This is a genomic window from Streptomyces sp. NPDC015346 (assembly GCF_043078785.1).
Classification (GTDB): domain Bacteria; phylum Actinomycetota; class Actinomycetes; order Streptomycetales; family Streptomycetaceae; genus Streptomyces.
The window spans coordinates 717606-742325 of the sequence record NZ_JBIBTW010000004.1 but is presented as its reverse complement, the minus strand read 5'-3'; the positions used below and the strand labels follow the sequence as shown (position 1 = coordinate 742325).

23 protein-coding genes, 1 tRNA gene and 1 pseudogene are annotated in these 24720 nt (G+C 69.6%); 10 read left to right on the top strand and 15 right to left on the bottom strand.

The annotated features are described in order from the left end of the window. Positions 1 to 2 precede the first annotated feature (2 nt). The 4 genes from ACF06X_RS18545 to ACF06X_RS18530 all read right to left on the bottom strand — a co-directional run bounded on the left by ACF06X_RS18545 (position 3) and on the right by ACF06X_RS18530 (position 3420). Positions 3 to 713, bottom strand: coding sequence for a DUF2637 domain-containing protein (locus tag ACF06X_RS18545; protein ID WP_392288317.1), 711 nt, complete (start codon positions 711 to 713; stop codon positions 3 to 5). Positions 714 to 798: 85 nt separating this feature from the next. Next, the gene (locus ACF06X_RS18540) at positions 799 to 2154 is read right to left on the bottom strand and encodes an FtsK/SpoIIIE domain-containing protein (RefSeq protein ID WP_392288316.1); all 1356 of its coding nucleotides are present in this window, start codon (positions 2152 to 2154) and stop codon (positions 799 to 801) included. A 2-nt stretch (positions 2155 to 2156) separates the two neighbouring features. Then, the gene (locus ACF06X_RS18535) at positions 2157 to 2501 is read right to left on the bottom strand and encodes a hypothetical protein (RefSeq protein WP_392288315.1); all 345 of its coding nucleotides are present in this window, start codon (positions 2499 to 2501) and stop codon (positions 2157 to 2159) included. Between the two features lie 139 nt (positions 2502 to 2640). Beyond that, positions 2641 to 3420, bottom strand: coding sequence for a GntR family transcriptional regulator (locus ACF06X_RS18530; protein WP_392288314.1), 780 nt, complete (start codon positions 3418 to 3420; stop codon positions 2641 to 2643). An 18-nt stretch (positions 3421 to 3438) separates the two neighbouring features. On the opposite strand from ACF06X_RS18530, the gene ACF06X_RS18525 reads away from it, so the two are divergent. From ACF06X_RS18525 to ACF06X_RS18515, 3 genes are all read left to right on the top strand, one after another. Continuing rightward, the gene (locus ACF06X_RS18525; RefSeq protein ID WP_392288313.1) at positions 3439 to 3909 is read left to right on the top strand and encodes an NUDIX hydrolase; all 471 of its coding nucleotides are present in this window, start codon (positions 3439 to 3441) and stop codon (positions 3907 to 3909) included. Next, positions 3909 to 4262, top strand: a complete 354-nt coding sequence (locus ACF06X_RS18520) for a hypothetical protein (RefSeq protein WP_392288444.1) — start codon at positions 3909 to 3911, stop codon at positions 4260 to 4262. The genes ACF06X_RS18525 and ACF06X_RS18520 overlap by 1 nt, the downstream gene beginning before the upstream one ends. Before the next feature lie 498 nt (positions 4263 to 4760). Next, positions 4761 to 5450: a Shedu immune nuclease family protein gene (locus ACF06X_RS18515; RefSeq protein ID WP_392288312.1), complete on the top strand. Its 690-nt coding sequence runs from the start codon at positions 4761 to 4763 to the stop codon at positions 5448 to 5450. Between the two features lie 836 nt (positions 5451 to 6286). Here ACF06X_RS18515 and ACF06X_RS18510 read toward each other — a convergent pair. After that, positions 6287 to 6832, bottom strand: a complete 546-nt coding sequence (locus ACF06X_RS18510) for a hypothetical protein (protein WP_392288311.1) — start codon at positions 6830 to 6832, stop codon at positions 6287 to 6289. 1029 nt (positions 6833 to 7861) lie between these two features. Here ACF06X_RS18510 and ACF06X_RS18505 point away from each other — a divergent pair. Beyond that, positions 7862 to 7964 (top strand) — tRNA-Thr (locus tag ACF06X_RS18505). Positions 7965 to 8121: 157 nt separating this feature from the next. Here the strand turns inward: ACF06X_RS18505 and ACF06X_RS18500 are convergent. Beyond that, positions 8122 to 8571 (bottom strand): annotated as a pseudogene (locus ACF06X_RS18500) (SMI1/KNR4 family protein); the annotation flags it as partial. Positions 8572 to 9074: 503 nt separating this feature from the next. Between ACF06X_RS18500 and ACF06X_RS18495 the strand changes: the two are divergent. After that, the gene (locus ACF06X_RS18495; RefSeq protein ID WP_392288310.1) at positions 9075 to 9377 is read left to right on the top strand and encodes a hypothetical protein; all 303 of its coding nucleotides are present in this window, start codon (positions 9075 to 9077) and stop codon (positions 9375 to 9377) included. Positions 9378 to 9575: 198 nt separating this feature from the next. Here ACF06X_RS18495 and ACF06X_RS18490 read toward each other — a convergent pair whose 3' ends face one another. After that, on the bottom strand, positions 9576 to 11090 hold the full coding sequence (locus ACF06X_RS18490) for a serine/threonine-protein kinase (RefSeq protein ID WP_392288309.1): 1515 nt from the start codon (positions 11088 to 11090) through the stop codon (positions 9576 to 9578). Positions 11091 to 11345: 255 nt separating this feature from the next. After that, a complete protein-coding gene (locus tag ACF06X_RS18485; RefSeq protein WP_392288443.1) occupies positions 11346 to 11813 on the bottom strand; it encodes a DUF4240 domain-containing protein in 468 nt (155 codons plus the stop codon). Positions 11814 to 12228: 415 nt separating this feature from the next. Here ACF06X_RS18485 and ACF06X_RS18480 point away from each other — a divergent pair, with 415 nt between their 5' ends. Continuing rightward, the gene (locus tag ACF06X_RS18480; protein ID WP_392288308.1) at positions 12229 to 13950 is read left to right on the top strand and encodes an FG-GAP repeat domain-containing protein; all 1722 of its coding nucleotides are present in this window, start codon (positions 12229 to 12231) and stop codon (positions 13948 to 13950) included. An 85-nt stretch (positions 13951 to 14035) separates the two neighbouring features. Here ACF06X_RS18480 and ACF06X_RS18475 read toward each other — a convergent pair whose 3' ends face one another. Next, positions 14036 to 15427, bottom strand: coding sequence for an NAD(P)/FAD-dependent oxidoreductase (locus ACF06X_RS18475; protein ID WP_392288307.1), 1392 nt, complete (start codon positions 15425 to 15427; stop codon positions 14036 to 14038). A gap of 95 nt (positions 15428 to 15522) precedes the next feature. Between ACF06X_RS18475 and ACF06X_RS18470 the strand changes: the two genes are divergently transcribed. Together ACF06X_RS18470 and ACF06X_RS18465 are read left to right on the top strand one after the other, a co-directional pair. Beyond that, complete coding sequence (locus ACF06X_RS18470) at positions 15523 to 16443, top strand: aminoglycoside phosphotransferase family protein (protein ID WP_392288306.1); 921 nt, start codon at positions 15523 to 15525, stop codon at positions 16441 to 16443. Positions 16444 to 16462: 19 nt separating this feature from the next. Next, a complete protein-coding gene (locus ACF06X_RS18465) occupies positions 16463 to 16933 on the top strand; it encodes a GNAT family N-acetyltransferase (protein ID WP_392288305.1) in 471 nt (156 codons plus the stop codon). Between the two features lie 46 nt (positions 16934 to 16979). Here the strand turns inward: ACF06X_RS18465 and ACF06X_RS18460 are convergent, their stop codons facing one another. Continuing rightward, complete coding sequence (locus ACF06X_RS18460; protein WP_392288304.1) at positions 16980 to 17978, bottom strand: zinc-binding dehydrogenase; 999 nt, start codon at positions 17976 to 17978, stop codon at positions 16980 to 16982. 148 nt (positions 17979 to 18126) lie between these two features. Next, positions 18127 to 19314 (bottom strand): NAD(P)-binding protein, encoded by a 1188-nt coding sequence (locus tag ACF06X_RS18455; protein WP_392288303.1) that lies wholly within the window; start codon positions 19312 to 19314, stop codon positions 18127 to 18129. A gap of 130 nt (positions 19315 to 19444) precedes the next feature. On the opposite strand from ACF06X_RS18455, the gene ACF06X_RS18450 reads away from it, so the two are divergent. Then, positions 19445 to 20116 carry a pentapeptide repeat-containing protein gene (locus ACF06X_RS18450; RefSeq protein ID WP_392288302.1) on the top strand — a complete coding sequence of 224 codons (672 nt, stop codon included), beginning with the start codon at positions 19445 to 19447 and terminating at the stop codon, positions 20114 to 20116. A gap of 80 nt (positions 20117 to 20196) precedes the next feature. Here ACF06X_RS18450 and ACF06X_RS18445 read toward each other — a convergent pair whose 3' ends face one another. From ACF06X_RS18445 to ACF06X_RS18430, 4 genes are all read right to left on the bottom strand, one after another. After that, a complete protein-coding gene (locus ACF06X_RS18445) occupies positions 20197 to 20697 on the bottom strand; it encodes a hypothetical protein (RefSeq protein ID WP_392288301.1) in 501 nt (166 codons plus the stop codon). A gap of 42 nt (positions 20698 to 20739) precedes the next feature. Beyond that, the gene (locus ACF06X_RS18440; RefSeq protein ID WP_392288300.1) at positions 20740 to 21966 is read right to left on the bottom strand and encodes an FAD-dependent monooxygenase; all 1227 of its coding nucleotides are present in this window, start codon (positions 21964 to 21966) and stop codon (positions 20740 to 20742) included. A gap of 150 nt (positions 21967 to 22116) precedes the next feature. Continuing rightward, entirely contained in the window at positions 22117 to 22737 is a 621-nt protein-coding gene (locus ACF06X_RS18435; protein ID WP_392288299.1) for a response regulator, read from the bottom strand. Further along, a complete protein-coding gene (locus ACF06X_RS18430; RefSeq protein ID WP_392288298.1) occupies positions 22734 to 23900 on the bottom strand; it encodes a sensor histidine kinase in 1167 nt (388 codons plus the stop codon). Before ACF06X_RS18430 ends, ACF06X_RS18435 begins: the two co-directional genes overlap by 4 nt. 267 nt (positions 23901 to 24167) lie before the next feature. Here ACF06X_RS18430 and ACF06X_RS18425 point away from each other — a divergent pair, with 267 nt between their 5' ends. Continuing rightward, on the top strand, positions 24168 to 24707 hold the full coding sequence (locus tag ACF06X_RS18425; protein WP_392288297.1) for a heme-binding protein: 540 nt from the start codon (positions 24168 to 24170) through the stop codon (positions 24705 to 24707). Positions 24708 to 24720: the final 13 nt, after the last annotated feature.

Here is a 24720-nt window from a genome sequence, read left to right as displayed (position 1 = left end):
TTTCAGGCGAGTTGGGCGGCGATGGCGGTGGCCAGCGGGGGTGGGACGCCGAGGCGGGCGCGCAGGGTGTCGGCGTCGATCGGGTAGCCGGTGCGGGCGCGGTGGTCGTCGGCGACCTTGCGGGCGTGAGCGACCAGCGCCGGCGGTACGGACACGGGCGCGGCGTCCGGCACCGGGGCGGCTTCCGAGGCAGGCTTCGGCCCCGGGGAGGGGATGGCATGGGCGGAAGCGAGCTCCGGCTGCGGCTCGGCCACTTCGTCCCGCTCGATGACCGCTTCCACGGCCGGGGAGTGCTCGGGCTCTCTGTTCGGCTCGGCAGCGGACGGGTCGGACGCCGCATGGCCAGGGGCGTGGACGAGGAGCGTGCCGCCGAGGAAGGCCAGAGCGGGCCACCCTGCAACGAGGATGCGCAGCCAGTCCGGTACGTCGTCGAGGTCGAGGAGCCCGGCGGTGGCGACGTTCGCGCCGAGGGACGCGGCCAGGGCCACGGTGAACCAGGTCCAGGCCGAGCGGGCCGAGGTGCCTGCGGCCCGGAGGCTCCGGAGTCGGTTCCAGGCGGCGACGAGGAGGAGATCGACGGAGACCGGGTAGGCCCATGCCTTCCATCCGGTCTGTCCGGCGGCCTGGGCGAGGTCGTGCAGGTGGGCGAAAGACAGGGCACCGGCGATCACGGCTTGCACGAGGACGGCGTCCGGCCGGAGCGTGGGGCGCATCGCGGTTCCTCCTTTCCGGCTTCAGGCAAGGGAGGGGTAGGGACGTGGCGTGAGACGGTCACGCCGGCCGTGTGGGCGGGAGCGGTCAGGCGGTCGCGGGGGCCGTCGCGACGGCGGGTGCCGAGGGCTTCGCCAAGGGCGGCAGGACGGGCCGGAAGGCATCCAGCGCGGGGAGTTCCGGGGTCCGGTTGGCGTGGGCGTTGCAGATGTTCACGGCCCGCCGCAGGGTGAGGTGCGCGGTGCGGATGCGGACCCAGCCGCCGGAGGAGTCGCCGACGACGGCGGTGCCGGGTCGGTCGGTGGGGATCTGGACGGTGGCGAGCACGGCATCCGGGGAGATGTCGCCGAAGGCCATGTTGGCGGACGTTTCGTCGTTGACGCGGTGGGCGGTGCGGCCTGTGAGCTGGGCGCGGAGCATGGTGATCCCCTTGCCGAGTTCGGAGCCGAAGCGCTGCCCGCAGATCTCCAGGTAGATGCCGGCGGCGCGGCCGAGCTGAGAGAGCCGGACGAGTGAGGTGATGATCCGGTCCCGGCGCTTCTCCTCGTCCTTCGTGGCGAAGAGCGCGAGCTCGGCGACCTCATCAACCAGCAGGACGATCGGAGTCGGGCGGAGGCCGGCGGGGAGGTCCCAGATGTCGGCGGTGATTTCCGCGTCCGGGATGTCCGCGCTCAGCCTCTGCTCGCGCCGGATGAGCTGATAGACGTCCTGCATGTGCCCGACGAGTGTGTCGAGGAGGTCGGCGGCAGTGTCGGGGTTGTCGGCCAGGGCCGTGAACCTCCGCGCCAGCGGGGCGAGTTCGACACCTTGCTTGCAGTCGATGCCGACGAGGGCCACGTCGAGAGGCGCGAGGGCGGCAACGAGGTTTCGTTGGTAGACGGACTTGCCGGACTGAGTGGCGCCGACGTTCAGCGCGTGTGGGATCTGGCGGTAGTCGCGGTAGTAGACCTCTCCGTCCTCCCGCAGAGCGACCGGTACACGCATCGTCCCGCCGCCGGGCAGTGCCGGCATCTGTACGCGCTTGAGGACGTCGTAGCCGGTCATCCGCAGTTCGACCACACCCGAGCGGATCTCGCGGGTGGTGACGTTCCGCATCACGAACGAGTGCCGTAGGCGGTCGGAGGCGGCCGAGAAGTCGAACGCGTCCTGGCCCGGGCGGAGCTTCACCCGAAGAACCAGCCCCGTACGCGTCGGCCGCAGCCGCAGAATCCGGGGGGAACGTGCCTCGGGAATCGGCCGTCCGGTTAGACGGGCCAGGGTGAGGCGCCAGCGCGAGGGTGGGACGGTCAGCCCGCACGCGTCCATCACGGACGAGTACCGGACCAGGACCCGCACGATCGCGAGACCGATGCCGAAGCTCAGCCAGTACCAGGCCGGACGCTGCCACCGCAGCAGCAGCGCGATCCCAGCGACCAGGACGACGGCGACCGTTAAGGCGGTCATCGTTAGGCCGCCTTCGCGGCGGTGAGGGAGGTGACGGCCACCGCGCGGAAGCTGATGCCGTGGCGCTTCTGGCCGTTGAACTCGTTCTCCCACGGCCGGGCGACGACGCCGGTCAGGGCGACCGGGGTGCCCATGGTCAGCTCACCGGAGATGCCCGTCTCGGGGACGGTCAGGTTCAGGATCTCGGCGTTCCCGTCCATGACGAACATGACGTCGATCGTCATCAGGGTCGCACCGGTCTCACGGTCGGTGGCGAGCTCTCCGGTCTGGCGGTTCGCGATCTTGGGAGTCGGGGGCTGAGCCACCATCACCATGGCCGTGGAAGTGTCGACGGGGATCTGACGCATAGCGGAACACTCCTCTATAGAGGCTTGGCTCGTGCACTCCTGTACAGGAGTGCCATGAAGGAGAGTGCAGCACTCCTGTACATGAGTCAACCCGCCGCGTAGAAGAAATCGCGGCGGGCTGCTGGAAGTTGAGCGGACGTCAGTCCGTGGCGGGGATGCGGTACTGGAAGACGAACTGGTCAGCGGCCATGAGGGTGTCGCAGACCTCGACCACGAGCCCTTCCTCGGTGACCGCGTTCCGGAGGAGGTGGATCACAGGAGCGCCAGGGCTCAGCGCAAGTTCCGATGCCTCCGCCTTGGTGGCCGGCCGGGCCTGGAGCGTCTCGACGAACTCGGCGAAGACGTGGCCGTGGTCTTCGAGTCGGGCGTAGATCCCGCCGGGGCCCGGGTTCTCCTCGAACAGCTCGGGGATGTCCTTGACCACGTCCCACGGCAGGTAGGAGGAGGCCGTCTCGACCGGGGTGCCGTTCCGGAAGTACAGGCGGCGACGAGCGAGAACCTTCGTGCCAGCGTCGAGGCCCAGACGCTCGGCGACCTCGGCCGGTGCTTCCATGGGGCCGATGTAGAGGACGCTCACCTTCGCCGTGGCACCGGACTGCTCGGACTCGGCGAGGTACGCGGCCTTGCCCCCGCGGCGGTGCGAGGCCCGGAACCGGTCCGACGAGCGGAGCCGCACGGGCGGCCGATCCTTCACGATCGAACCCTTGCCGTGCCGGGTCTCGACCAGGCCGCTCGCCCTGACCTCCACCATGGCCTTGCGGATCGTCCCGCCGGCGACGCCGTAGCGGTCGACGAGCTCCGACTCGCTCGGCACCATGTCGCCCGGCTTCAGGACGCCTTCGCGGATCTGCTGAACGATCTCATCGGCGATCTGAACGTACCGAGGTACCGCTCGACCACCTCCTACTGGAGTTCCCACGGTCCTCTTCACTCTCCTATGCTCCTGTACATGAGTAACAGCGCCCGCGAAGGCCAGTCAACGCCACTGCACTCCGTATCCGTGGCGGGGGCGGTCGTCCGGGAGGACGGGCGTCTCCTGGCGATCCGGCGAGCGGACAACGGGACGTGGGAGCTTCCGGGCGGCGTCCTCGAACTTACAGAGGCCCCGGAGGAGGGCGTCGTCCGCGAGGTCTGGGAAGAGACCGGCGTCCGCGTCGAGGTGGACGAGCTGACTGGGGTCTACAAGAACACGACGCGGGGCATCGTCGCTCTCGTCTTCCGATGTAAGCCCGCGGGCGGCGCCGAGCGGACCTCGGACGAGTCGACGGCGGTCGAGTGGCTGACGCCGGAGGAGATCACCGACCGAATGGCCGAGGTCTACGCGATCCGCCTCCTGGATGCCTTGGATGACGCGGGCCCGCACGTCCGCAGTCACGATGGCCGGCAGTTCTTGGAGAAGTCCGCGTGATGACGCCAAAGCCACAGGATGAGTTCGAGAACGTCTTCGACTTGTTGGACCAGGTGCGCCTCCGGCCTGGCATGTGGGTCCCCGGCGCCTCTCTGCTGCACCTGGACTCCCTGCTCACCGGCTATCGGGTGGCCATGACGGTGCATAACGCCGAAGAGGACTTCCCCTTCTGGACACCGGGCGGGGTCTCCCCCTTCGACGACTGGCTCAACAATCGCAACGGTTCTGAGAGCTCTCTGCGTTGGTCTACACAGATCGAACGCGAAGCTGTGACCACCAACACCCCGCCCATCGAGCTGTTCTTCGCCCTGCTCGACCAGTTCCGATCCGAGCGCCAGCAGCCACCGCGGTAAGAGTTTCTCTACTTCATCAAGCACCCGGCTCCGCGTTCCGCTCCGCCGGGCGGGCTTCCCGGCTCCGCTCCGCGCGACGCTCCTGCCTTCGGCCCGCTCCGCGCGCGCTGCGCCGACGCCCGCCCCTCCTGGCGGGATAGGCCCAAGGGCATGAGTCGAGCCCCAACGGCCGCGGTTGCCTCTGTCACCGATATGCCTCCGGCGGGGGCGCTCCGGCTCCGGGATGGCGGGGGCGCCGTACGCGGGTGCCGGCCGGTAGGGGGCGGAGGCGGGGAACTCCCATCCCGTCCGCCATCGACCCAGGACAAGCCGAGCAGACACGGCACCGGGCGTCCAGGTCGTTCGTACAGTGGCGCGCTCCACCTGGACGCCCGGCACCGTGCCCGCTCCACATACGTGTGGGCCGACGGCAGACGGGATGGGAGTTAGGGCAGTCCGTGGCTGGAGCAGAGTCCATGGAAAGGTCGCATGTCAGTACCTTCTGCCACCATGTTGACCATGGATGCCCATGAGAGGCTGATTCGCTCAACACACGATCAGCTGACTGATGTTGGCTTCGTGCGGGTCTGCAGCGAGGACCACGCTGAAACCCCGCAGCTCCTGCAGCGGTACGAAGCCTGCCTCAGTGCCGCTGAAGACGAGAGGCCACTACAAGAGTTCCTCAGCAACAACCCATCCATGCTCACTCAGCAACTAGGGGGAAGTTGCCGCTGGGTCCGTCCGCAAGTACCCCTTGGTGACGCGTATGTTCCCGACTTCCTCGTCGCCCGGATCGACAGCGTTGCTCTGCACTGGACGTTGATCGAGCTGGAAAGCCCCAACGCTCCCCTCTTCCTGAAGAGCAAGGGAAAGCAGAACCGGCCCGCTGAGAAGCTCCGTGAGGGGCTTGATCAGGTTGCAGAGTGGCGACGCTGGCTGGCTAAGAACATCGACTATGCCCAACGGCCCCGACGAGGGAACAAAGAAGGTCTGGGCCTGGTGGAGATCGATGACCACGCTCGGGGACTCGTTGTGATCGGGCGGCGCGCAGACATGTCCGCCAACGATCGCGTGAACCGCGATCACTTGTCCCTGGAACGGAATACCCTGATCCGCACCTATGACTGGTTGGCCGACGAGGCCCGGCGGGGACGCCGAAACTCCTTGGCCGCCGATGAGCCCTGCTACGAATGCGCCTTCCTCGCATAGCGCGTCAGCGCGTGCCAGTCTCGTGCCAGACCGGGCGAGGAACCGCAGTCAACGGCGGGTGCCGCCGGGAGCCTCACGGTGGACCCTGACATCCGTATACGCTGGTCAGAGGCCTGTGAGCGGCTGGAAGATTGGTGATTCCCAAGCTCAGGGCTTCGGCCACCGGATACGCGGTGGCCACCTGACCCGCGGTTCTGTAGCTTGCCCCCATGACCGACAAGCTAAGGGGCAATGCCGCGTAGGCGCCCGTCAGCCCTGCGGGGCGACCTCCCTATCCGTCCCTGGAGGCGGCGACGGTATCCGCTCATTGATCGCCTTTCAGGATCTTGCACAGCTGACCTGCGTCGACTAGAGCGGACCCGCTTCTGGCCCGAAGCCACAGAAGAGGCGTTCTGGCACTGGCAGGCTTATGCCCATGGCCCTCTCAGGCACCTTGTAGACCCCCTCACAGGTCCCGACTGCGGCATCCCCGAGTGCGGGTGTTACGGCGCTGGCTTCCGCGAACACCTCGAAGCCGTGCTCCACGCGCTGCCCAGGAAAAGCGCGCGTGAGTTGCGGGCCCTCGTGTGGCCCCTCGACAGGAAGATCCTGGCAAGGGCTAAGGTCATTCCTGCTGACAGCCTGGACGTGCCATGGTGGCGAGGTCAGCCCTAGGACGATGGGCGGCCGTCTCAGTTTCCGTCTCATTCAGCCCCGTTCACGGTCGTTCAGGCGAGACTCAGAGCCGTCCCCGCATCGGCAGTCAGCCGCTCCTGAACGCAGGTGAACGCCCCTACACACCTCCACTCAGCCCACCAACAGATTTGGAAAGAGTGCTGTTCGCGGGCTATACGTGGCTACCAATGGCGGGCGTCCGGGCTGAGGATGGCTGGATCTTCGGATCGCAGCCGGAACTTTGCATGGACGCCGAGGCTGTTGCGTGCGGCAATATAGAACTCATCACGCTTCTCCTGAAACTCCCGGAACGCCCTCATCCAGTCGTCTGACGTACCTGGGCGCATGTCTCGAACGAACTGTTCCAGTACCCAGGCGTGCCGCTGTAGCGATCTGGCCGCCGAGATTGATTCCGCGTCTCCCATAAGGAGCACGGCTTCGAACGCATAGCCACGCTCAAGCTCAGCTTCGGCCAGCAGCTCCAGGCCGGCCTCCCTGGCGAGTGGCTGAGGCAGGTCGAAGAGTCCCTTGCCTGCGGCCAGACGACCTGCCAGCGAGGTGAACCTCTTGACCGCGTCGGCAAACCGGAGATAGCACTCCAGGCGACGTTCGTCCCACCGTGTGGAAAGTTGGCGCCGCCACCGAGATCTCTCCATCAGGGCTCCACCGACGTACGACGCAACCGCGCCGACGAGCACACCGATCAAAGTGAACAATTGTCCTGACATGCCCCCGCCTATCATGTATCTGTCAGGAAGAAACATACGGCCGGAGGCTCTGACGCGTAAGGGCCTCAGGCTGGTATGAGAGCTGAGCGGCCTCTCAGCGGAGCCGGGATCAACGGCCGGATGCCACTACATCTCCGGAGCCCTCGGGCAGTTGCTGTACCGCAGCGAAGTACAGCAACCCCAGCAACCGGCAGCGCCCAGTACAGGCCCTCAGGGACTTCCGGGCGGCCTGTATGACCTCAAGTGACCGATCTTGGTAGAGCTACGGATCAGAACGTTGTTCACGGCCAGCGCTCAGTGATGTGTTCCCACGTCGAGCAGTCGGACGCCGGCAGACCGCCGCAGAGACGTGGCGACAACTCCCCTCATTCCGCCTATGGCGCTCTTCCGAGACGCGTTATTCGGCCAAGAGCTGGCGCCTGATTTGAGGCTTATGGGCGGTAAATGGGGGGCTCTGATGCGGCAGCGCAACTTCCAGCTGTGGAAGCAGATGGACGCTACGTTTCACTCGTGAAATGAGGGCGGGAAAGATGCTGGTCAGAGCTCCGCTAGTCGACTAGCGGAGCAGTTGCCAAGCCTCTCGCTGCGAGTTGCGCAAGCGCCTCGTGACAGTGCCAGACTGGGGCGCTTTTCTTCCCGTGCAGGGTTGGCCCGCTGCTACGTTCCTGGCCGAAAGAAGGCCCCGTCCAGGTCCGCCAAGACAGCAGGACGGGGCCCAACCGCCTCCCGATTGGGAGGCGCACTGGAAAGGATCAACATGGTTGAACCCGCCGACCCTCTCGGCAGTCAGCCTAGAGACCGCCGGGGCGAAATCGCCACCCTGATCACACACCTCATGGTCGGCGTAGGGTCCCTGCTCGCAGGACTTGGGGGACTCATTGTGGCGCTTCGTTGAACTGGCGGGACAGGTACGAAGCACCACAACCCCAGCCGGTGACGCTCGGCATGACCGGCGCTGACTGGTTGTGCCACATCCGTGCCAGATCTAGCGGGGATTCACGGGGAGCGAGGGACCTTGACGGGCTCTGAGCCGAGGGCCAGCGTTCCACCCAACGCCGCAGGTCAGGCCTGGCCTCGCCCTCCCTCTCTTGTAAAGCGGGGGTCGTCGGTTCGAACCCGACAGGGGGCTCCAGGCAGGACACGGCGAAGACCCCCGACCGATCATGGTCGGGGGTCTTTGACATCTACGGGTGACATCAACGGCGACGGTCAGGGACGGTCGGGCCTGGGATGCCGTCGTGTGAGGGGCCGCTCCATCGAGCGAGCTCAGCGGCCAACCCGCGGTTCGTTCACTCCGCGATCCGGGAGGCGGCCATCTCCCACGGGGTCGGCTCCGCGACGTCTTCGTACTCGTCGGCGTCTTCCCGGTACCACCCTGTCCCGGCGAGCCAGGTCTCGAGCCACTCGGCCAGACTCCCGGCGTCGACGAACCAGGCGGCGGCTCCGTCGTCCGTCATGGCGTTCGGGTCGAAGAGGAGGACCGTGGCGGTCTCGCTGAGGCAGTCCACCGCGGCGTACATGGCGCAACCCCAGTCGAGGATCGGCAGCACGCCCGCCGGCCAATACGGTGTCTCGTCCTCGGCCGAGGCGGATCGTTCGGACTGGTACTCGCTCAGCGCCGTACGTCCTGGTCCGACCAGCGGAAGAAGCTGGTAATCGGGGCCGTAGCCACCGTTGGCCACCTCCCGGTACAGGCTCGCCAGCAGGGGTGGGACGGCGAAGCCGAGAACTGCCTCTGCCTCGGCAACCTCCTAGGCAGTGGCGGCAGGAGGCAAGGCCGTAGAAGTGGCCTTGGCCTTCGCCGCTACGCGGGGAATGAGATCTTCGATGGCTATCACGTTCGGGATCCTGTCAGGCATCTACGACAGAGAGCGCTGTCCTGTCGGGTCTCCCCTTGCAGGTGCCGTCAGACGCACAACGCCCTGATCAGGTAGGGGCGCCAGGGGGGACGCGAAGACCGCTGACCAGTCCATACCGGCCGCTTTAAACGTTTCCTTCTGACGCATCCGGTGCAGCGCACGGAGCCAGGCACATGGCGGGGAGCGGGATCGCGCGGGAGCGACGTCCCTTGGTCTCGTCGTTGTAGAGCACTCCGCGGCGCGTCGTCAGCTACTGCACGGACGCCCTGGCCGACTTGCTGAATGCCGTGACGGGACTTTACGGGGACTCGACTGACCAATGCGTCTCGTTCGACCTCGAACCCGCCGAGCTGAGGTGGCGACTCCGGCGCCGGGAAGGGGACGTGACCATCGCCATCTACCGGTTCCCGGACATGGCGACGAGCTGGGACGCGTCCGACGACACGGGAACGCTTTCCTGGAGCTCAACGCAGCCCCGCAGTGTGGTGGGCCACCTGGTGATGGAAGCTGCTGAGATGGTGTTGCGGGTTCATGGCGAGGCGGGGTACCTGCAGAAGTGGGCGCAGCATCCCTCCCTGTTGCCGCACTACAGGACCTTCGACGGCTGCACCGGCGAGGCGACGATTGCCGACACGAGCAATGCTGGGACAGCTCTGAGGACTGACATCGGCCAGCGGCATGGATGAGTGCGAAGGGTGACGTAGGAATGTGTACCTTGAGCGGCTCGACGGGCGGCTGTCTGATGAGGAACTGAACGACGGCGGTCGATCGCGACCGGGACAGCTCCTCAGCAGCCGATTCATGTGACTCACGGCTTCCCAGTGCGTTCGGCCCGAGCGGGCATTCACGGAAGGTTCTGTTCTTGGGTGGCAACACGCCGATCGTCAGGCGCCGACGTGTTCCACCAGGCAGACGTATGCCGGCGGCACCTCGGCGTCGAGACGGCTGTAGTCGAGGATCGCCGGGTAAGTCAGACGTGTTCCGGGGTAGGAGGGTGTGCACTCTTGGGGGGAGTCATAGAAAACAACCGACTCGCCGTCCAGATGCACAGCTTGTCCGTCGATGGCGCCCACGAGAGTGGCGCCGCACTGATAGCCAGGGGCGTTCAAGAGAAGTGCACCATTGCGGTCGGCTTCCGTTCCTTCGTCAGTCCAAGCAATACAGAACGCCGTACCGGGATCGCCGCCGGTTTCCGGCTGGGAAACGAGGTGGACAACCCGGGTGGAAGGCCGCTCGCCACACAGAGTGTTGATATCGGAGACGTACCACGGCGCACCATCTGTGCAGATGGTTTCCTTGGATTCACAGCTTGGCTCGCCGTCGGGAAACTTGTAAGTGACGGGCAGGCATGTGGCCGACGGCTTGGCACCTGGCAGAGCGCTGGCTGACGACGAATTCGAAGCCGGGGCGGACCGGTCGCCGCTGCGCATTGTCGTGGGAGACGCTGGGGCGACCGGGTGTTGCCCGCGGACCGCGTAGGTGGCTCCCAGCGCCACGGCGAATGCCATCACGCCGGCGGTGGCGAGGAGCCCGGCGCGACGTCGGAGGGGGCGTCGGGCAGGCGTCCATGCAGGGTCGTCCTGAGTGGGCATGTCCCAGTGGGCGGCCACCATGTCCCCGATGATGGTGGGCGTGTCCGCGTTCGAGGACAGGGCACTGGTGGTCTGGGCGGCGAGCAGAGCGGTGCATTTCTCCGCCAGAATGGCGGGTGTGGGTCGGTCGCCAGGTTCTTTGGCCAACGACGACGTCACCACCGTGAGCAAGTCATCAGGCACGCCAGCGATATCGGGTTCACCAGACATCACGCGGAGAGCCACCACGTCTGGGGCTCCGGTGCCGAACGGCAGGCGTCCTGTCGCGGCATACGCGATCAGAGCTCCCCACGCGAATACATCGCCGGGGGTGCCAGCCAAGCCGGTTCGGTAGTACTCGGGGCTGATCCATCCAGCGGTGCCTGTCATCACACCCGTGCGGGTCACAGAGGTGCCGTCAAGAGCATGGGCGATACCGAAATCGAGCACGCGTGGGCCGGATGGCGACAAGATCACGTTGGCCGGTTTGACGTCGCGGTGAACCACCCCTGCCTCGTGTATGGCCGCCAGTGCCGCCGCGGTTCCGGCCGCGAAGGCGTACAAATGGGCCCCGGTCAGCGGACCGTTTGCAGTGACTTGCTGACCAAGGGTGGGTCCGGGGATGTACTCGGTGGCCAGCCAGGGGTGGTCGGCGTCGGTGTCGGCATCGAGCAGCGCTACCAGACACGGACCGGAGACCCGTCGGGACAGTGCGACTTCTCGCTTGAACCGTGCACGGAACTCGCCGTCGTCGGCCTGCGCCGGATGAATGAGCTTAAGCGCGACTCGGCGCCCCGCGGAGTCCAGAGCGGCATGGACGGTTCCCATCCCGCCTGCACCCAGGCGGCCAAGTAGCCGGTAAGGGCCTACGCGGCTGGGATCACCAGGGCGGGCGGGCTGGACACGCGTGGGCAACGAACCTCCAAGGGCACAGATCGGGAGAGCCAGCACCGTAGCCGTCCTGGCTGACGTGCCGGGCGCCTTAAGGGTTTTCGCGGCTCAACCGTTGCGCGGTCTGGCGGGCTGAGGTTCGCCGACCCGGTCGCAGCTTCTGGAACCGTTGCCGGACAGCAGCGGTTTGACTCAGCCCTGTAGGTGCGGCCACCCGTCCCTGTTGGAGTAACTCTCGAAGCAGTACCGGGTCGAGCGGTCCCACTCCTCGCCGGTGGCCAGCTCGTACGCCTTGTCCGGCACGTACAGCAGCCATTCGCCGTCACGCTCGCTTGAGGTGTACGGCGCGAACTTGTCGACGTTGAAGAAGACGCTCTCCCATACGGCCTGACCCGCGGCCACCACCGCGCAGCGCGCGTAGAGGAACACGTCGGACGACTGAGGGAACGGCCTACCGTCTCGGGCCGTCAGGTCGACCACCGGCAGAGTGCCGAACTTCTCCTGATCCAGGCGGTAGAGCGCCTCGGCATGCCGTTCCGCGAAGCCGACGATGTCGGAGACGGGGCGGCGGCTCAGCTCGTCGGCGAGACGCTGGCAGCTCTCTTCAGTTGCTTCGCCGTTCAGGGTGGCTATCAGTGCCCAGAAGTCGGCCCATGTCATTCTCACCGGGGCAGGATGTCAGGGCGGTCTGACATCCACAGCTGACATCAACGACGGGGGACGGCGACAGTTGCGCCCGGTCAGTCGCAGCAGGCGTGAGCAGTGCCCCTCCCCAGCCCAGCGGGGGTCGGGTCGTCGGTTCGAACCCGACAGGGGGCTCAACGCGAAGGGCCAGCGCAGGGGGACGTTTCCCGGGCGTTGGCCCTTTCGCATGATCACGGGCGTGCTGTGCGGCCCGGGTCGGGTCAGGAATGTGGGGGCGGGGGGTGGATCATGTGGGATACGTTGCGCACGCGCCCAGGGGGGAGCTGTACCTGGCGTCGCCGTGGCGGTGGACGACCGTTCGCGTGCTGTCTCGTTTCTTTCGTCCCTTTCATCACGCATTGTCATGCGCAAATCACAGAGGACTGATTTCGTGCGAAGAATCGTCGCTCTCGGGGGGACGGCCGCCCTGCTGGTGGCCGGCATCGTCACCGGTACGGCCGGTACGGCCGTCGCCGAGGAGCTCCACTTCACCGTCGAGGACCGGGTGCTCAAGCCCGGCGAGGGCTGGGCCGAGCTGAGCCCGACCGGCATCGGCGGGACCCCCGACGGAACCCTCGTCTACGCCCTCAGCAAGGCCCCGCTGACCGACCCGTCCTGGACCCAGGCCGGCCTGCCCAGCGGGATGACACTGGAGACGTACGACTCCTGCGCGCCCCGGGCGGGCGTGACCGGGGTGTACACCTGCCCCATCGACGAGAACAGCCCCTTCCCGGGGATCAACGTCGAGGCCGCCGCGTCGGCCGCCCACGGCACCACGCTCCACTACGGCGTTGTATACGCCCCGCGCGGCGCGGACCTCGCCAAGGCCGTCAAGGCGGCCCAGACCGTCGGCAGCGTCGCCGAGGACGGCACGCATGCCGCCCGTACGGCGATCGTGAAGTCGCCGGAGCACGTCGCGCAGAACACGCTCGCCCTCAACACCCCGGCGCTCCCGGCGGGTGGCACGGTCACCCACTCGGTCACCCTCCACGCGGTGGACAAGGGCCGTCTCGACATCGCCTTCTCGCCGGCCGAGGGCCAGCGTTACTGGGAGGAGGACGAGCTCCAGGTCGAGATCACCGACACCATCGTCGACTCGGGGGCCGCGTCCTGCGACCACAGCACCGGGGACATCGGGTACGGCGGCGTCTACTGCGACGTCGACCCGGGCGCGGCCCCGACCGATGTCACCGTCCACTACACCCTGAAGGCCGGCGCCTCGGCGGCCGCGTGGAAGATCGACTCCACCGCCGTCTACGAGGTGTACAGCTTCGGCACCGGCAACCCCGAGAAGAGCAGCACCTTCTCGATCCAGAGCTCCCGTCCGGTGCCGACCCACCACGCGATGATCGCCCGGGACAAGAGCGGCGCCCTGTACTGGCACCACGGCACCGGCAAGGCCGCCGCGCCGTTCGCCGACTGGGCCGAGACCGTCGGCCGCGGCTGGCACGTCTACAACGCCCTCACCAAGCTCTCGCCGATCACGGTCCAGGCCACCGGCGGTGGCCTGGTCGCCCGGGACGGCGCCGGCGCCCTCTGGTACTACCGGACGACCGGTGAGGAGTACGAGCCGTTCACGCCGCGCACCCGGATCGGCACGGGCTGGGGCATCTACAACTCCCTCACCGGCCTCGGGGACATGACGGGGGACGGCAAGGCGGATCTGATCGGCCGGGACGCCTCCGGCGGGCTGTGGCTGTACAAGGGCACGGGGAGCACGACGGCCCCCTTCGGGCCCCGCGTCAAGGTCGGTACCGGCTGGCAGATCTACAACCAGATGACCGGGACCGGCGACCTCACCGGTGACCGCAGGTCCGATCTGATCGCCCGGGACGCCTCCGGCGGGCTGTGGCTGTACAAGGGCACGGGCAGTGCGACGGCGCCCTTCGGCCCGCGGGTCAAGGTCGGCACCGGCTGGGGCGTCTACCCGCTCGTGACCGCGCCCGGCGACCTCACCGACGACGGCAGGTCCGATCTGGTCGCCCGGGACGGCGCCGGCGTGTTCTGGCTCTACAAGGGCACGGGCAGCGCCACGGCGCCGTACGGCTCCCGCGTCAGGCTCGGCACGGGCTGGGGCGGCACCGAGGGCGCCACGTTCGACAACCTGCTCTGATCGGCGCCGCCGCGTCGCGTTGAACGCAAGGAAGGGCCCCGGGTGCGACCACCCGGGGCCTTCGTCATGTGGAGGAGCGTTGGGGTCAGCGGCCCGCGAGGCGGTTCGCGAGGGTGGCGATGCGGGCTGTGGTGGGCGTGTGGGTGGTGGACTCGTGGTGGTCGGCGGTGCGGTAGGCCGCGTACAGCGTCTGGACGCCGAGCCAGCGCAGCGGCTCCGGTTCCCATGTGCGGACCTTGTGGTTGACCCAGGGGAGGCCGGTCAGGTCGGTCGGGCCCGACTGGCCGGAGTCCTGTTGGATCAGGTCGCGCAGGGTGCGGGCGGCGAGGTTGGCGGTGGCGACGCCGGAGCCGACGTAGCCGCCGGCCCAGCCGAGGCCGGTGGAGCGGTCGAGGGTGACGGTGGCGCACCAGTCGCGGGGGACGCCGAGGACGCCGGACCAGGCGTGGGCGATGGAGACGCCGGCCAGGGTCGGGAAGAAGCGGACGAGGATCTCGCGGAGGGCCTCGACGGTCCGCGGCTGGGTGCGGCCGTCGTTGTCGGTGCGGGAGCCGTAGCGGTACGGGACGCCACGGCCGCCGAGGGCGATACGGCCGTCGGCGGTGCGCTGGGCGTACATGTAGGCGTGGGCCATGTCGCCGAGCGTTTCGAGGCCGTTCCAGCCGATGGTCTCCCATTGGGCGTCGGTGAGGGGCTCGGTGGCGATCATGGAGGAGTTCATGGGGAGCCAGGTGCGGCGCTGGCCGGCGAGGGAGGCGGTGAAGCCCTCGGTGCAGCGCAGGACGTACGGGGCCCGGACGGTGCCGTAGGGGGTGACCGCGTGCTTGGGCTTGATCTCGGTGACGGGGGTCGACTCGTGGATGGTGACGCCGAGAGCCTCGACGGCCGCCGCGAGGCCCTTGACGAGTTTGACGGGGTGCAGGCGGGCGCCGTGGGGGGTCCAGCTGGAGGCGACGGCGCCGGTGACGCGGATGCGGTCGGCGGTTTCGCGGGCGCCGAAGAGTTCGCGCTCCTTCTCGCCGAAGGCGATCTCGGCGGCGTGGAACTGCTTGAGGCGGGCGAGTTGGGCGGGGGAGTGGGCGATCTCGAGGACGCCGCCCTGGTGGATGTCGGCGTCGATGCCTTCGTCGGCCGCGACCCGGACCACTTCGCCGACGGTGTCGTTCATGGCCTGCTGGAGGCGGACGGCCGCGTCGTGGCCGTGCAGTTTGGCGTAGCGGTCGCGGCCGGCGATGCCGTTGTAGAGCCAGCCGCCGTTGCGGCCGGAGGCACCGTAGCCGCAGAACTTCGCTTCGAGGACGGTGATGTTGAGGAAGGGGACGGCCTTCTTGAGGTAGTAGGCGGTCCACAGGCCGGTGTAGCCGGCGCCGACGATGCAGACGTCGGCGGTGGTGTCCCCGGGCAGCGGCTCGCGGGCGGCGGGGGTGCCTTCCTGCGCGTACCAGAACGATATGCCGCCGTTGACCGTGCTGCTCATGTGTCCTCTGTCCCTCTGATCACTCCGGGGTGCGTGGGCGGGAGGGTACTGGATGTCTGGAAGTCTTGATGTCTCATAGCGGTGTGGAGGGCGCGATGGATGTCGAGGTGGATGCCGAGGCGGTCCGGGTTCCGGAGGAACTCGTCGAGTCGCAGGCGCGGTTCAACGGTGACGCGGGCCGTGCGTTCGTCGCCGCGCTGCCCGGCCTCGCCGCACGCTTCCTGGACCGCTGGGGGCTGCGGCGGACCGGGCCCTCGATGTACGGGGTGGCGTCGCTGGTGCTGCCGGTGATCCGGACCTCGGACGGTACGCGCGCCGCGTTGAAGATGCAGCTCCTGGACGAGGAGAGCGCGGGCGAGGCGGCCGGCCTGCGGGCGTGGGACGGACGGGGAGCCGTACGCCTCCTGGACGAGGACCCGGAGACGGGGACGCTGCTCCTCGAGCGTCTCGACGAGACCCGGCATCTGTCGACGCTGGGGGACTCGCGGGAGGCGACGCGGATTCTCGCGGAACTGCTGGCACGGCTGGTGGCGGTTCCGGCACCGGAGGGCCTGCGGCGCCTTGGTGACATCGCGGCCGGGATGCTGGAGGGCGTACCGGACGCGGTGGTACGCCTCGGCGCGCGGGACGCGGCGCTGCTGAGGGACTGCGCGGCGGCGGTACGGGAGGTGGCGGGCGAGCCGGGGGACCGGCTGCTCCACTGGGACCTGCATGTCGACAACGTCCTGGCGGCCGAACGGGAGCCGTGGCTGGCGATCGACCCGAAGCCGCTGGCGGGGGACCCCGGGTTCGATCTGCTGCCGGCGCTGACGAGCGACTTCGATCCGGATCCGGCGGAGACGCTGTGGCGCTTCGACCTGATGACGGAGGTGCTGGGGATCGACCGGGGGCGGGCGGTGGCCTGGACGCTGGGGCGGGTCCTTCAGAACGGTCTGTGGGACGTGGAGGACGGCGAGGACGCCTTGGACGAGGAACAGGTGTCCATCGCCCGGACCCTGCTGGCACGCGCGTCCTGAGCGGGTGCAGGCTGGTCCCATGATTCGTACCGCCACACCTGACGATGTCCCTGTCATTCACGCGATGGTCCGCGAGCTCGCCGAGTACGAGAAGGCGCTGGACGAGGCGCGCGCGACCGAGGAGCAGCTCCGCGAGGCCCTCTTCGGCGAGCACCCGGCGGCGTTCGCGCACATCGCGGAGACGGACGAGGGCGAGGTGGCGGGCTTCGCGCTGTGGTTCCTGAACTTCTCGACGTGGCGCGGGGTCCACGGGATCTACCTGGAGGACCTGTATGTACGCCCGTCGATGCGGGGCGGCGGGCACGGGAAGGCGCTGTTGAGGGAGCTGGCGCGGATCTGCGTGGAGCGGGGGTACGAGCGCCTGGAATGGTCCGTCCTGGACTGGAACACCCCGTCGATCAACTTCTACAAGTCGTTGGGCGCGCGGCCGCAGGACGAGTGGACGGTGTATCGGCTGACCGACGAGGCGTTGGCGTCGCTGGGGGGCTGAGCCAGGAGCCAGGAGCCAGGAGCCAGGACACGTCTTAGGACACGACCTAGGGGATCAGGACGACCTTGCCGGTCGTGCCGCGCGTTTCGAGGGCGTGGTGGGCCCGGGCGGCTTCCTTGAGGGGGAAGCGGTGGACCGCGGGGCGGAGGCTGCCCTCGGTGGCGGCGGCGAGGGAGGCCAGTTCGAGGTTACGGACGTCGCCGCCGGCCTTCTGGAGCATGACCGGGCCGAGGACGCTCTCGGAGACGATGCCCCGGGTGGCGAGTTCCTCGTCGGTGAAGGTGAGCGGTTCGCCGTCGTGGGGTCCCTTGCCGGACCAGCCGAAGACGATGTGCTGCCCGCCCTTGCCGAGGAGGTCGACCGCCGCGCGGCCGGTGTCGCCGCCGACCGAGTCGAAGACCACGGTGGCCGTCCGCCCGCCGAGGTAGGCGCGGACCTGTTCCGGCCAGTCCGGGAGCTTGTAGTCGACGGCGAGGTCTGCGCCGTTCGCCTTCACCAGGGCGACCTTCGCGGGGCCGCCGGCCAGGCCGATGACGGTGGCGCCCGCGTTCTTCGCGTACTGGACGAGGAGGGTGCCGATGCCGCCGGCGGCGGCCGGGACGATCGCGACCGAGTCGGGGCCGAGTTCGGTGAACTGGAGGATGCCGAGGGTGGTGCGGCCCGTGCCGATCATGGCGACGGCCTCGGCGTCGCCCAGGGCGTCGGGGAGTTCGTGCAGCTTGGCGGCGTCGACGACCGCGAGTTCGGCGTACCCCCCGGGGGCGAGGCCGAGGTGGGCGACGACCCGCTTGCCGAGCCAGGCCGGGTCGGTGCCCTCGCCGAGCGCGTCCACGGTGCCGGCGACCTCGCGGCCGGGGATCGTGGGCAGTTCGGCGGGGGCGGGGAACGGGCCGGTCTCGCCCCTGCGCAGCGCGGTGTCGAGGAGGTGGACGCCCGCCGCGGTGACCGCGATCCGGACCTGGCCGGGGCCGGGGACGGGGTCCTCGGTCTCCTCGTACGTGAGGTTCTCGGCGGGGCCGAAGGCGTGGAGGCGGATGGCGTGCATGGTGGCTCCCCTGGTCCTTGTCGTGGTGCGCTCGGCGGTGCGGTCCGGCGGTGCAGGTCCGGCCGAGCGGTCCGGCCGTGCGGTCCGGCCGTGCGGTCCGGCCGAGCGGTCCGGTCGTGCGGTCGTTGACGTGGACCAGCTTTCAACCTCAAGCGTGCTTGAGGTCAAGGCGTGAGGTGCGGAGCGCCAGGGACACCGCTTCCACGGCGCTGGTGAAGGAGACTTCCGACAACACTCCGGGGGCCGCGACCTGGTCCCCCACCAGATAGACGCCGTCGCCGCGGTCGATCGCCGGGCGGTCCCGCCAGGTGGTGCCCGGCCGGTCGACCGCTCCCGTACGACCGCCGCATACCGCCTCGCGGCGCCAGACCGTACGCTCGCGCCAGCCCGGGAACCCGAGGTCCAGCAGGCGTTCGGCGTGGGCGACACCGTCGGCCTTCGAGCCGTTCGGGCCGATCGGCAGCTGCGCCTGGATCAGCTGCTCGCCGGCCGGGGCGAGGGTGGGGTCCTGGGCGGTGAAGCGCTCGATCCAGCCGGGCGCGTCCAGATCCGAGATGACGAACGGGTCGCCCTTACGGGTGCGCAGCGCCAGGTCGAACAGGACCGTGCGGCCGCTCTCCCAGGTAAGGCCTGGCTCGCCGAGGAGCCGGGCGGCCGCCGGGAGGGAGGTGGCGACGACGACCGGCCCTTCGGCGAGCGGCAGTTCGTCGAGCCGGGAGGACGTCTCGATCCGTACCCCCAGCTCCCACGCGCGGGCGGCCATCCGGTCGATCAGCTGGCCCCAGCCGCCGCGGATGTAGTGGGCCTCGGGCGGCAGCGCGGCGGCCCGGTGCAGGCGTTCCTGGACGAAGCGGGCGGAGAGCGCGCCCGGGTCGTGGTGGAAGAGGGCGACGCCGCTGTAGGCGGCGGCCGTCCGTGCGGCGTCGGGCCCGGCGACGCGGGTGGCCCAGGTGAGGAAGTCGGTGTCGACGGGCGCCTGCTCGGCCGTGCGGAGGGTGTGGCGCAGGAAGCCGAGGGGCGGGGTGCGGCGCAGTGCGCCGGCCCGGTGGAAGCGGAAGCGGGCGCCCTCCAGCGGCGGCAGGGGCGCCAGCGGGCCGAGGAGGCCGCGCTGCTCGAGCCAGGTCCAGTGGGGGCCCTTGCGGTAGATCGCGTGCGGGCCCTCGTTGGTGCGGTACGGGCCCTCGGCGGTGCGGGCGCGGCCGCCGAGGGTGTGGTGGGCCTCGTGGAGGGTGACCTTGGCTCCGGCCTCGGCGGCGGTGACGGCTGCGGTGAGTCCGGCGAATCCGCCGCCGATGACGGTGATGTGCCTGGTGGTGCCGGATGCGTTCCGTCGCATGTGTCTCTCCCTCGTGTCCTTCGAGTCCCTCGTGTCCGAGTCCCTCGTGTCGGGCTCACGGATGGGACGGGCGAGGGGGCGGGAGGTGTGACATCGGGGCGTTGTCAGTGGCGCACGTCACCATGGGGGCATGGCGACACGGAACGGCGGGAGAGCGGTGGCGGCGGCACGGCGGGCGGAGGCGCGGCTGCCACCGCTGACGGCGTACGAAGGGGGGCTCGAGCCGGACGGGGACTACGACGGCCTCGCGTTCACGGGGCTCGATCTGGCGGCGCAGGACGGGGCGGGGGCCCGGTTCCTGGACTGCGCGCTGCGGGAGTGCGTGGTGGACGGGACGCGGCTGACCGGGGCGCGGGTGCTGGACTCCGTCCTGAGCGGGGTACGGGGAGTGGGCACGGACCTGGCGGGGGCGTCGCTGCGGGACGTGGAGATCGTGGACGCGCGGCTCGGCGGGACGCAGCTGCACGGGGCGGCGCTGATGAGTGTGGTGGTGAAGGGAGGGAAGATCGACTATCTGAATCTGCGGTCGGCGAAGCTGAAGGACGTCGTCTTCGAGGGGTGTGTGCTGAGCGAGCCCGACTTCGGGGGCGCGGTCATGGAGAGAGTCGAGTTCCGCGACTGCGTACTGACGGGCGCGGACTTCACCGGGGCCCGGATGAAGGACGTGGATCTACGGACGGTGGAGCGTCTGGAGATCGTGCGAGGGGTGGACGCCCTGTCGGGGGCGGTGATCAGCACGGGGCAGCTGTTCGATCTGGCGCCGGTCTTCGCCGCGCAGCTGGGGGTGCGGGTGGAGGACTGACCCGATCTTCGCGACGCGTGACGGGACGTGTGGCGGGAGGCGTGACGGGGCGCGTCACACGAGGGCGTTACGCGAGGGCGTTACGGGACGCGGGGGAAGCGGGCCTGGAGGTCCCAGATCACCGGGTTGTCGCCGAGGCCCTCGTGCATGTCGGTGAGGTCGGCGATCAGGTCGTGCAGGAAGTCGCGGGCCTCGCGGCGCAGTTCGCGATGGTTGAAGGTGAGCGGGGGCTCGTCGCCCGGCATCCAGTCGGCCTCCACGTCCACCCAGCCGAAGCGGCGCTCGAAGAGCATGCGGTCGGAGGACTCGGTGAAGTCCAGCTCGGCGTACTGGGGCTTCGAAGCCCGGTTGCCGCGCGGGTCCTGGTCGATCTGCTCGACGATGTCGCACAGCGCCCAGGCGAAGTCGAGCACCGGCACCCATCCCCAGGATGTGGACACCTCGCGGTCCGCCTTGGGGTCGGCGAGGTAGACGTCCCCGCAGAAGAGGTCGTGGCGCAGGGCGTGGACGTCCGCGCGGCGGTAGTCGGTCTGCGGGGGGTCGGGGAAGCGACGGGAGAGGGAGTAGCCGATGTCGAGCACGGGTCGATGGTCCCACGGTCGACGGGGGCCGGTCTCCGCCCCTCAGGCCCGGGTGCGCGAGTGGAGGGTGCGGGCGAGGCGGGGGCCCAGCCAGCGCTTGAGGCGGCGCAGTGGTTCCAGCTGCCCGGCGGCCCTGTCGAGCCGGTAGTAGAGCTGGGGCGGGATGTGCGGCAGCAGGGGGGAGTGGCGCTGGCCGAGGAGCGCGAACATCTGGACCGGGTCGAGAGTCATGTAACGGGGGAGGTTCTCGTACCACTGCGCGCTGTAGCGGGCGGCGCTCTGGACGGACAGCAGCTCCGCGCGCCGCCGCCGGCCGTAACGGTTCAGGGCGGAGTCGAGCTCCCCGCCGAGCCCCCCGCCGACGTCCTTCAGGGCGGCCGCCAGTGCCAGGGCGTCCTCCAGGGCGAGGGTGGTGCCGGCGCCGATCGAGTAGTGCGTGGTGTGGGCGGCGTCGCCGAGCAGGACCAGGTTGCCCCGGTGCCAGGTGCGGTTGGTCAGGGTCCGGAACGTCAGCCACTGAGCGGCGTCGTCGGCCTGGGCCCGGCCGATCAGGGCGTGGCCGTCGAGGAGGTCGGCGAAGGTCTTCTCCAGCTGGTTCAGGGTGTCCGCCTCGGACATCGCGTCCAGGCCGAGACCCCGCCACGTCTCCGGAGAGCATTCGACGACACACGTGGACCGCTCGCCGCTGAATCCGTAGGCGTAGCACCAGATCCAGCCGTGCTCGGTCTCCTTGAAGGCGAAGCTGAAGGAGTCGAAGACCTTGGTCGTGCCCAGCCAGATGTAGTGGTTGCGGCCGGTGGTCACCTCGGTGCCGAAGTGGCCGGTGTGGGCCTCGCGCAGCACGCTGTTGACCCCGTCGGCGGCGACGACCAGGTCGGCGTCGGCCAGTTCGGGGCAGGTCTCGTCGGAGATGCCGTGCTCGAACTCGATCCGTACGCCCAGGGCTTCGGCTCGCTCGGCGAGGAGGCCGAGCATCCGGCGCCGGCCGATGCCGAAGCCCTCGTCGCCACGGTGGACGGTCCGCTCGTCGCGGACGATGGCGACGCCGTCGGTCCACCGCACGGACGCCTCGCTGATGGCGTCGGCCGACTCCGGGTCGCCGGCCCGGAGCTTGTCGAGCAGTCCGGCCCAGTAGGTCACGCCCCAGCCGTACGTGGAGCCGGCCGGGTTCCGCTCGTAGACGGTGATCTCGTGGGACGGGTCCTGCCGCTTCATCAGGATCGAGAAGTACAGGCCGCCGGGCCCGCCGCCGACGCAGGCGATCTTCACGCGCGCTCCCACATATCTCACACTTTGTGATGGAATGGCAACGCAGGGTAGCAGGGTGTGGGGCTTCGGCGTGGGATGTGGAGGCCGGGGGCCGGAGCGGCCCGGAGCGGGACGGCCCCGGGGGCTCGAGCGGCCCCGGCGCCCGGAGCGCTACGACAGCAGGCGTTGTTCCTTCGCCACGGCCACCGCGCCCGCCCGGGTGTCGACGCCGAGCTTGGCGTAGATCCTGCCGAGGTGCGTCTTCACGGTCGCCTCGCTGATGAAGAGCGCGCGGGCGATCTCCCGGTTGCCGAGGCCGTGTGCCAACTGACCGAGGATGTCCCGTTCCCGGTCGGTGAGGGTGGGGCCTGCCGCGCCCCGCATCCGGTCCATGACGCGGCTGGCGACGGGCGGGGAGAGAGTCGTACGGCCCTGGGCGGCGGAGTGGATCGCGGCGAACAGCTCCTCGGGGCGCTCGGCCTTCAGCAGGTAGCCGGTCGCGCCGGCCTCGATGGCGCGGGTGATGTCCGCGTCCGTGTCGTACGTCGTCAGGACCAGCACGTGCACGTCGGGGGTGGCGATCCGGCGGGTTGCCTCGACGCCGTCGATGCCCGGCCCGAGCTGGAGGTCCATCAGGACCACGTCCGGCGTCAGCTTCGCGGCCATCGCCACGGCCTCCTCGCCGCTGCCCGCCTCGCCGACGACCTCGATGTCGGGGGCGCTGCCGAGCAGCGCGAGCAGCCCGGCCCGGACGACGGCGTGGTCGTCGCAGAGCAGGATCCGTACGGTCATGGACCGGCCTCCAGGGGGGTCGAGAGCGGGATCGCGGCCGAGAGCACCGTGCCCTCGCCCGGCGTGGACTCGATGGTCAGCGTGCCGCCGAGCTGCTCGGCGCGCACCCGCATGGCGGGCAGGCCGTGCCCGCGCACGCCCGGTTCCCGGGCCGAAGAGGGTTCAAAGCCGCGGCCGTCGTCGGCGATGTCGAGGACGACCTGGTCGTCGAGGTAGGTCAGGGTCAGCGCGGCGGAGGTGGCCACGGCGTGCTCGCGGACGTTGGCGAGGGCGCCCTGCGCGATGCGCAGCAGCGCCGACTGCACCCGGTCGGGCAGCGGGACCGGTGTTCCGTCGACCCGGAAGGCGGCGGACTCGCGGCCGGCGAGGGTGCGCAGCGCCTCTTCCAGGCCGCCGCCCTCGGCGAGGTCGGCGGGGGCGAGGTCGTGGACGAAGCGGCGGGCCTCGGCGAGGTTGCGTTCGGCGATGGACTCGGCGGTACGGACGTGGCGGCGGGCGGTCGCCGGATCGCTGTCCCAGACGCGGTCGGCGGCCTGGAGCAGCATCTGCTGGCTGGACAGGCCCTGGGCCAGCGTGTCGTGGATCTCCATCGACAGGCGCTGCCGCTCGGCGAGGGTGCCCTCGCGGCGCTCGATGGCGGCCAGCTCCCGCCGGGTGCGGATGAGGTCGTCGATCAGCGCGCGCTGGCGTTCGGCCTGGCGCTGCGCGTGGACGAAGACGGCGGTGGCGATGGCGGCGACGGCCGGCGGGGCGACGACGAGGTTGGGATCCCAGCCGCCGTTCGAGAGCTGCACCTGCGCGGTGACCACGAAGACGGTGAGCAGGGTGACCAGGACGAGCGCGGCGCGCGGCGGGAGGGTGCGCAGGCCGGTGTAGAAGAGCGGCACCGCGCACCACGCGAAGCTGGGCGCGAGGACCACCAGGACCATCCAGACCGCGACGACCGTGAAGAGCCAGGCGATACGGCGGGGGGTGGCGCGGGTCCCGAGCACGGGGCCGAGGAGGTAGAGGGAGGCCAGGGCGCCGGAGAGGGCGACGATCCAGGGGCTGCGGTCCTCCCACGGGTGCCGCAGCAGGAAGCGGACCAGCGACGCGCCGAGGAGCAGGAAGAAGGCGATGTGCATGACCCGCGCCAGCCAGCGGGCGTCCGGGTCCTGCTCCATCGCGCGGGTGCCTTTCGTGATGCCGCTGCCCAGGGCCTGACCGGCAGGCGAGGGCGACTGAACTGGGTTCTGACCTGGGTGTACGTATCCATGGTGACCCCGGGGGACCACACCGGCATCAACCGATCGGCTGACCCGCGTGTCGTCCGTACCGCGCGGCGGAGGCAGCCGCTCCGTGGACCGTACGGGACCGGATCCGGCCGGAGGATCGATGGCAGAGCGAAGGAAACACCGCCGCCCGCCCAAACTTTCCTCAAGGAGCCCACCATGAAGAAGATCCTGATCGGTGCCGCCACCGCCGCCGTCGTCGCCGCCGGTACCTTCGGCGCCGTCTCCGCCAACGCCTCCGCCCCGGCCGCCGCGCCCGCCGTCGCCCTCAAGGCCGACGCGGCGAACGAGAACCTCCAGCAGTCCACGCACCTGACGATCGAGGCCGCCACCAAGGCCGCGCAGGCCACCCTGGACGCCGCGGAGGACGAGAACCAGCGCGTCTCGGTCGCCGTCGTCGACCGCAACGGCAACACCATCGTCACCCTGCGCGGCGACGGCGCCGGCCCGCAGTCCTACGAGTCCGCCGAGCGCAAGGCGTTCACCGCGGTCTCCTGGAACGCCCCGACCTCCGAGCTGGCCAAGCGCCTTGCCACCGCGCCGAACCTGAAGGACATCCCCGGCACCCTCTTCCTCGGCGGTGGCGTCCCGGTGACCGTCAAGGGCGCTCCGATCGCCGGCATCGGCGTGGCCGGTGCCCCGAGCGGCGACCTGGACGAGAAGTTCGCCCGCGCCGGCGTCGAGGCCCTCGACAAGTAACCACTCTGTCCAC

Bases quoted from the DNA above. Each gene is read 5' to 3' on its own strand.
- ACF06X_RS18425 (WP_392288297.1), top strand. From the start codon at position 24,168: ATGAAGAAGATCCTGATCGGTGCCGCCACCGCCGCCGTCGTCGCCGCC.
- ACF06X_RS18525 (WP_392288313.1), top strand. From the start codon at position 3,439: ATGCTCCTGTACATGAGTAACAGCGCCCGCGAAGGCCAGTCAACGCCA.
- ACF06X_RS18470 (WP_392288306.1), top strand. From the start codon at position 15,523: ATGGATGTCGAGGTGGATGCCGAGGCGGTCCGGGTTCCGGAGGAACTC.
- ACF06X_RS18510 (WP_392288311.1), bottom strand. From the start codon at position 6,832: ATGTCAGGACAATTGTTCACTTTGATCGGTGTGCTCGTCGGCGCGGTT.
- ACF06X_RS18545 (WP_392288317.1), bottom strand. From the start codon at position 713: ATGCGCCCCACGCTCCGGCCGGACGCCGTCCTCGTGCAAGCCGTGATC.
- ACF06X_RS18475 (WP_392288307.1), bottom strand. From the start codon at position 15,427: ATGAGCAGCACGGTCAACGGCGGCATATCGTTCTGGTACGCGCAGGAA.
- ACF06X_RS18490 (WP_392288309.1), bottom strand. From the start codon at position 11,090: ATGGGAACCGTCCATGCCGCTCTGGACTCCGCGGGGCGCCGAGTCGCG.
- ACF06X_RS18435 (WP_392288299.1), bottom strand. From the start codon at position 22,737: ATGACCGTACGGATCCTGCTCTGCGACGACCACGCCGTCGTCCGGGCC.
- ACF06X_RS18515 (WP_392288312.1), top strand. From the start codon at position 4,761: ATGGATGCCCATGAGAGGCTGATTCGCTCAACACACGATCAGCTGACT.
- ACF06X_RS18465 (WP_392288305.1), top strand. From the start codon at position 16,463: ATGATTCGTACCGCCACACCTGACGATGTCCCTGTCATTCACGCGATG.
- ACF06X_RS18520 (WP_392288444.1), top strand. From the start codon at position 3,909: ATGACGCCAAAGCCACAGGATGAGTTCGAGAACGTCTTCGACTTGTTG.
- ACF06X_RS18485 (WP_392288443.1), bottom strand. From the start codon at position 11,813: ATGACATGGGCCGACTTCTGGGCACTGATAGCCACCCTGAACGGCGAA.
- ACF06X_RS18430 (WP_392288298.1), bottom strand. From the start codon at position 23,900: ATGGAGCAGGACCCGGACGCCCGCTGGCTGGCGCGGGTCATGCACATC.
- ACF06X_RS18540 (WP_392288316.1), bottom strand. From the start codon at position 2,154: ATGACCGCCTTAACGGTCGCCGTCGTCCTGGTCGCTGGGATCGCGCTG.
- ACF06X_RS18535 (WP_392288315.1), bottom strand. From the start codon at position 2,501: ATGCGTCAGATCCCCGTCGACACTTCCACGGCCATGGTGATGGTGGCT.
- ACF06X_RS18460 (WP_392288304.1), bottom strand. From the start codon at position 17,978: ATGCACGCCATCCGCCTCCACGCCTTCGGCCCCGCCGAGAACCTCACG.
- ACF06X_RS18450 (WP_392288302.1), top strand. From the start codon at position 19,445: ATGGCGACACGGAACGGCGGGAGAGCGGTGGCGGCGGCACGGCGGGCG.
- ACF06X_RS18455 (WP_392288303.1), bottom strand. From the start codon at position 19,314: ATGCGACGGAACGCATCCGGCACCACCAGGCACATCACCGTCATCGGC.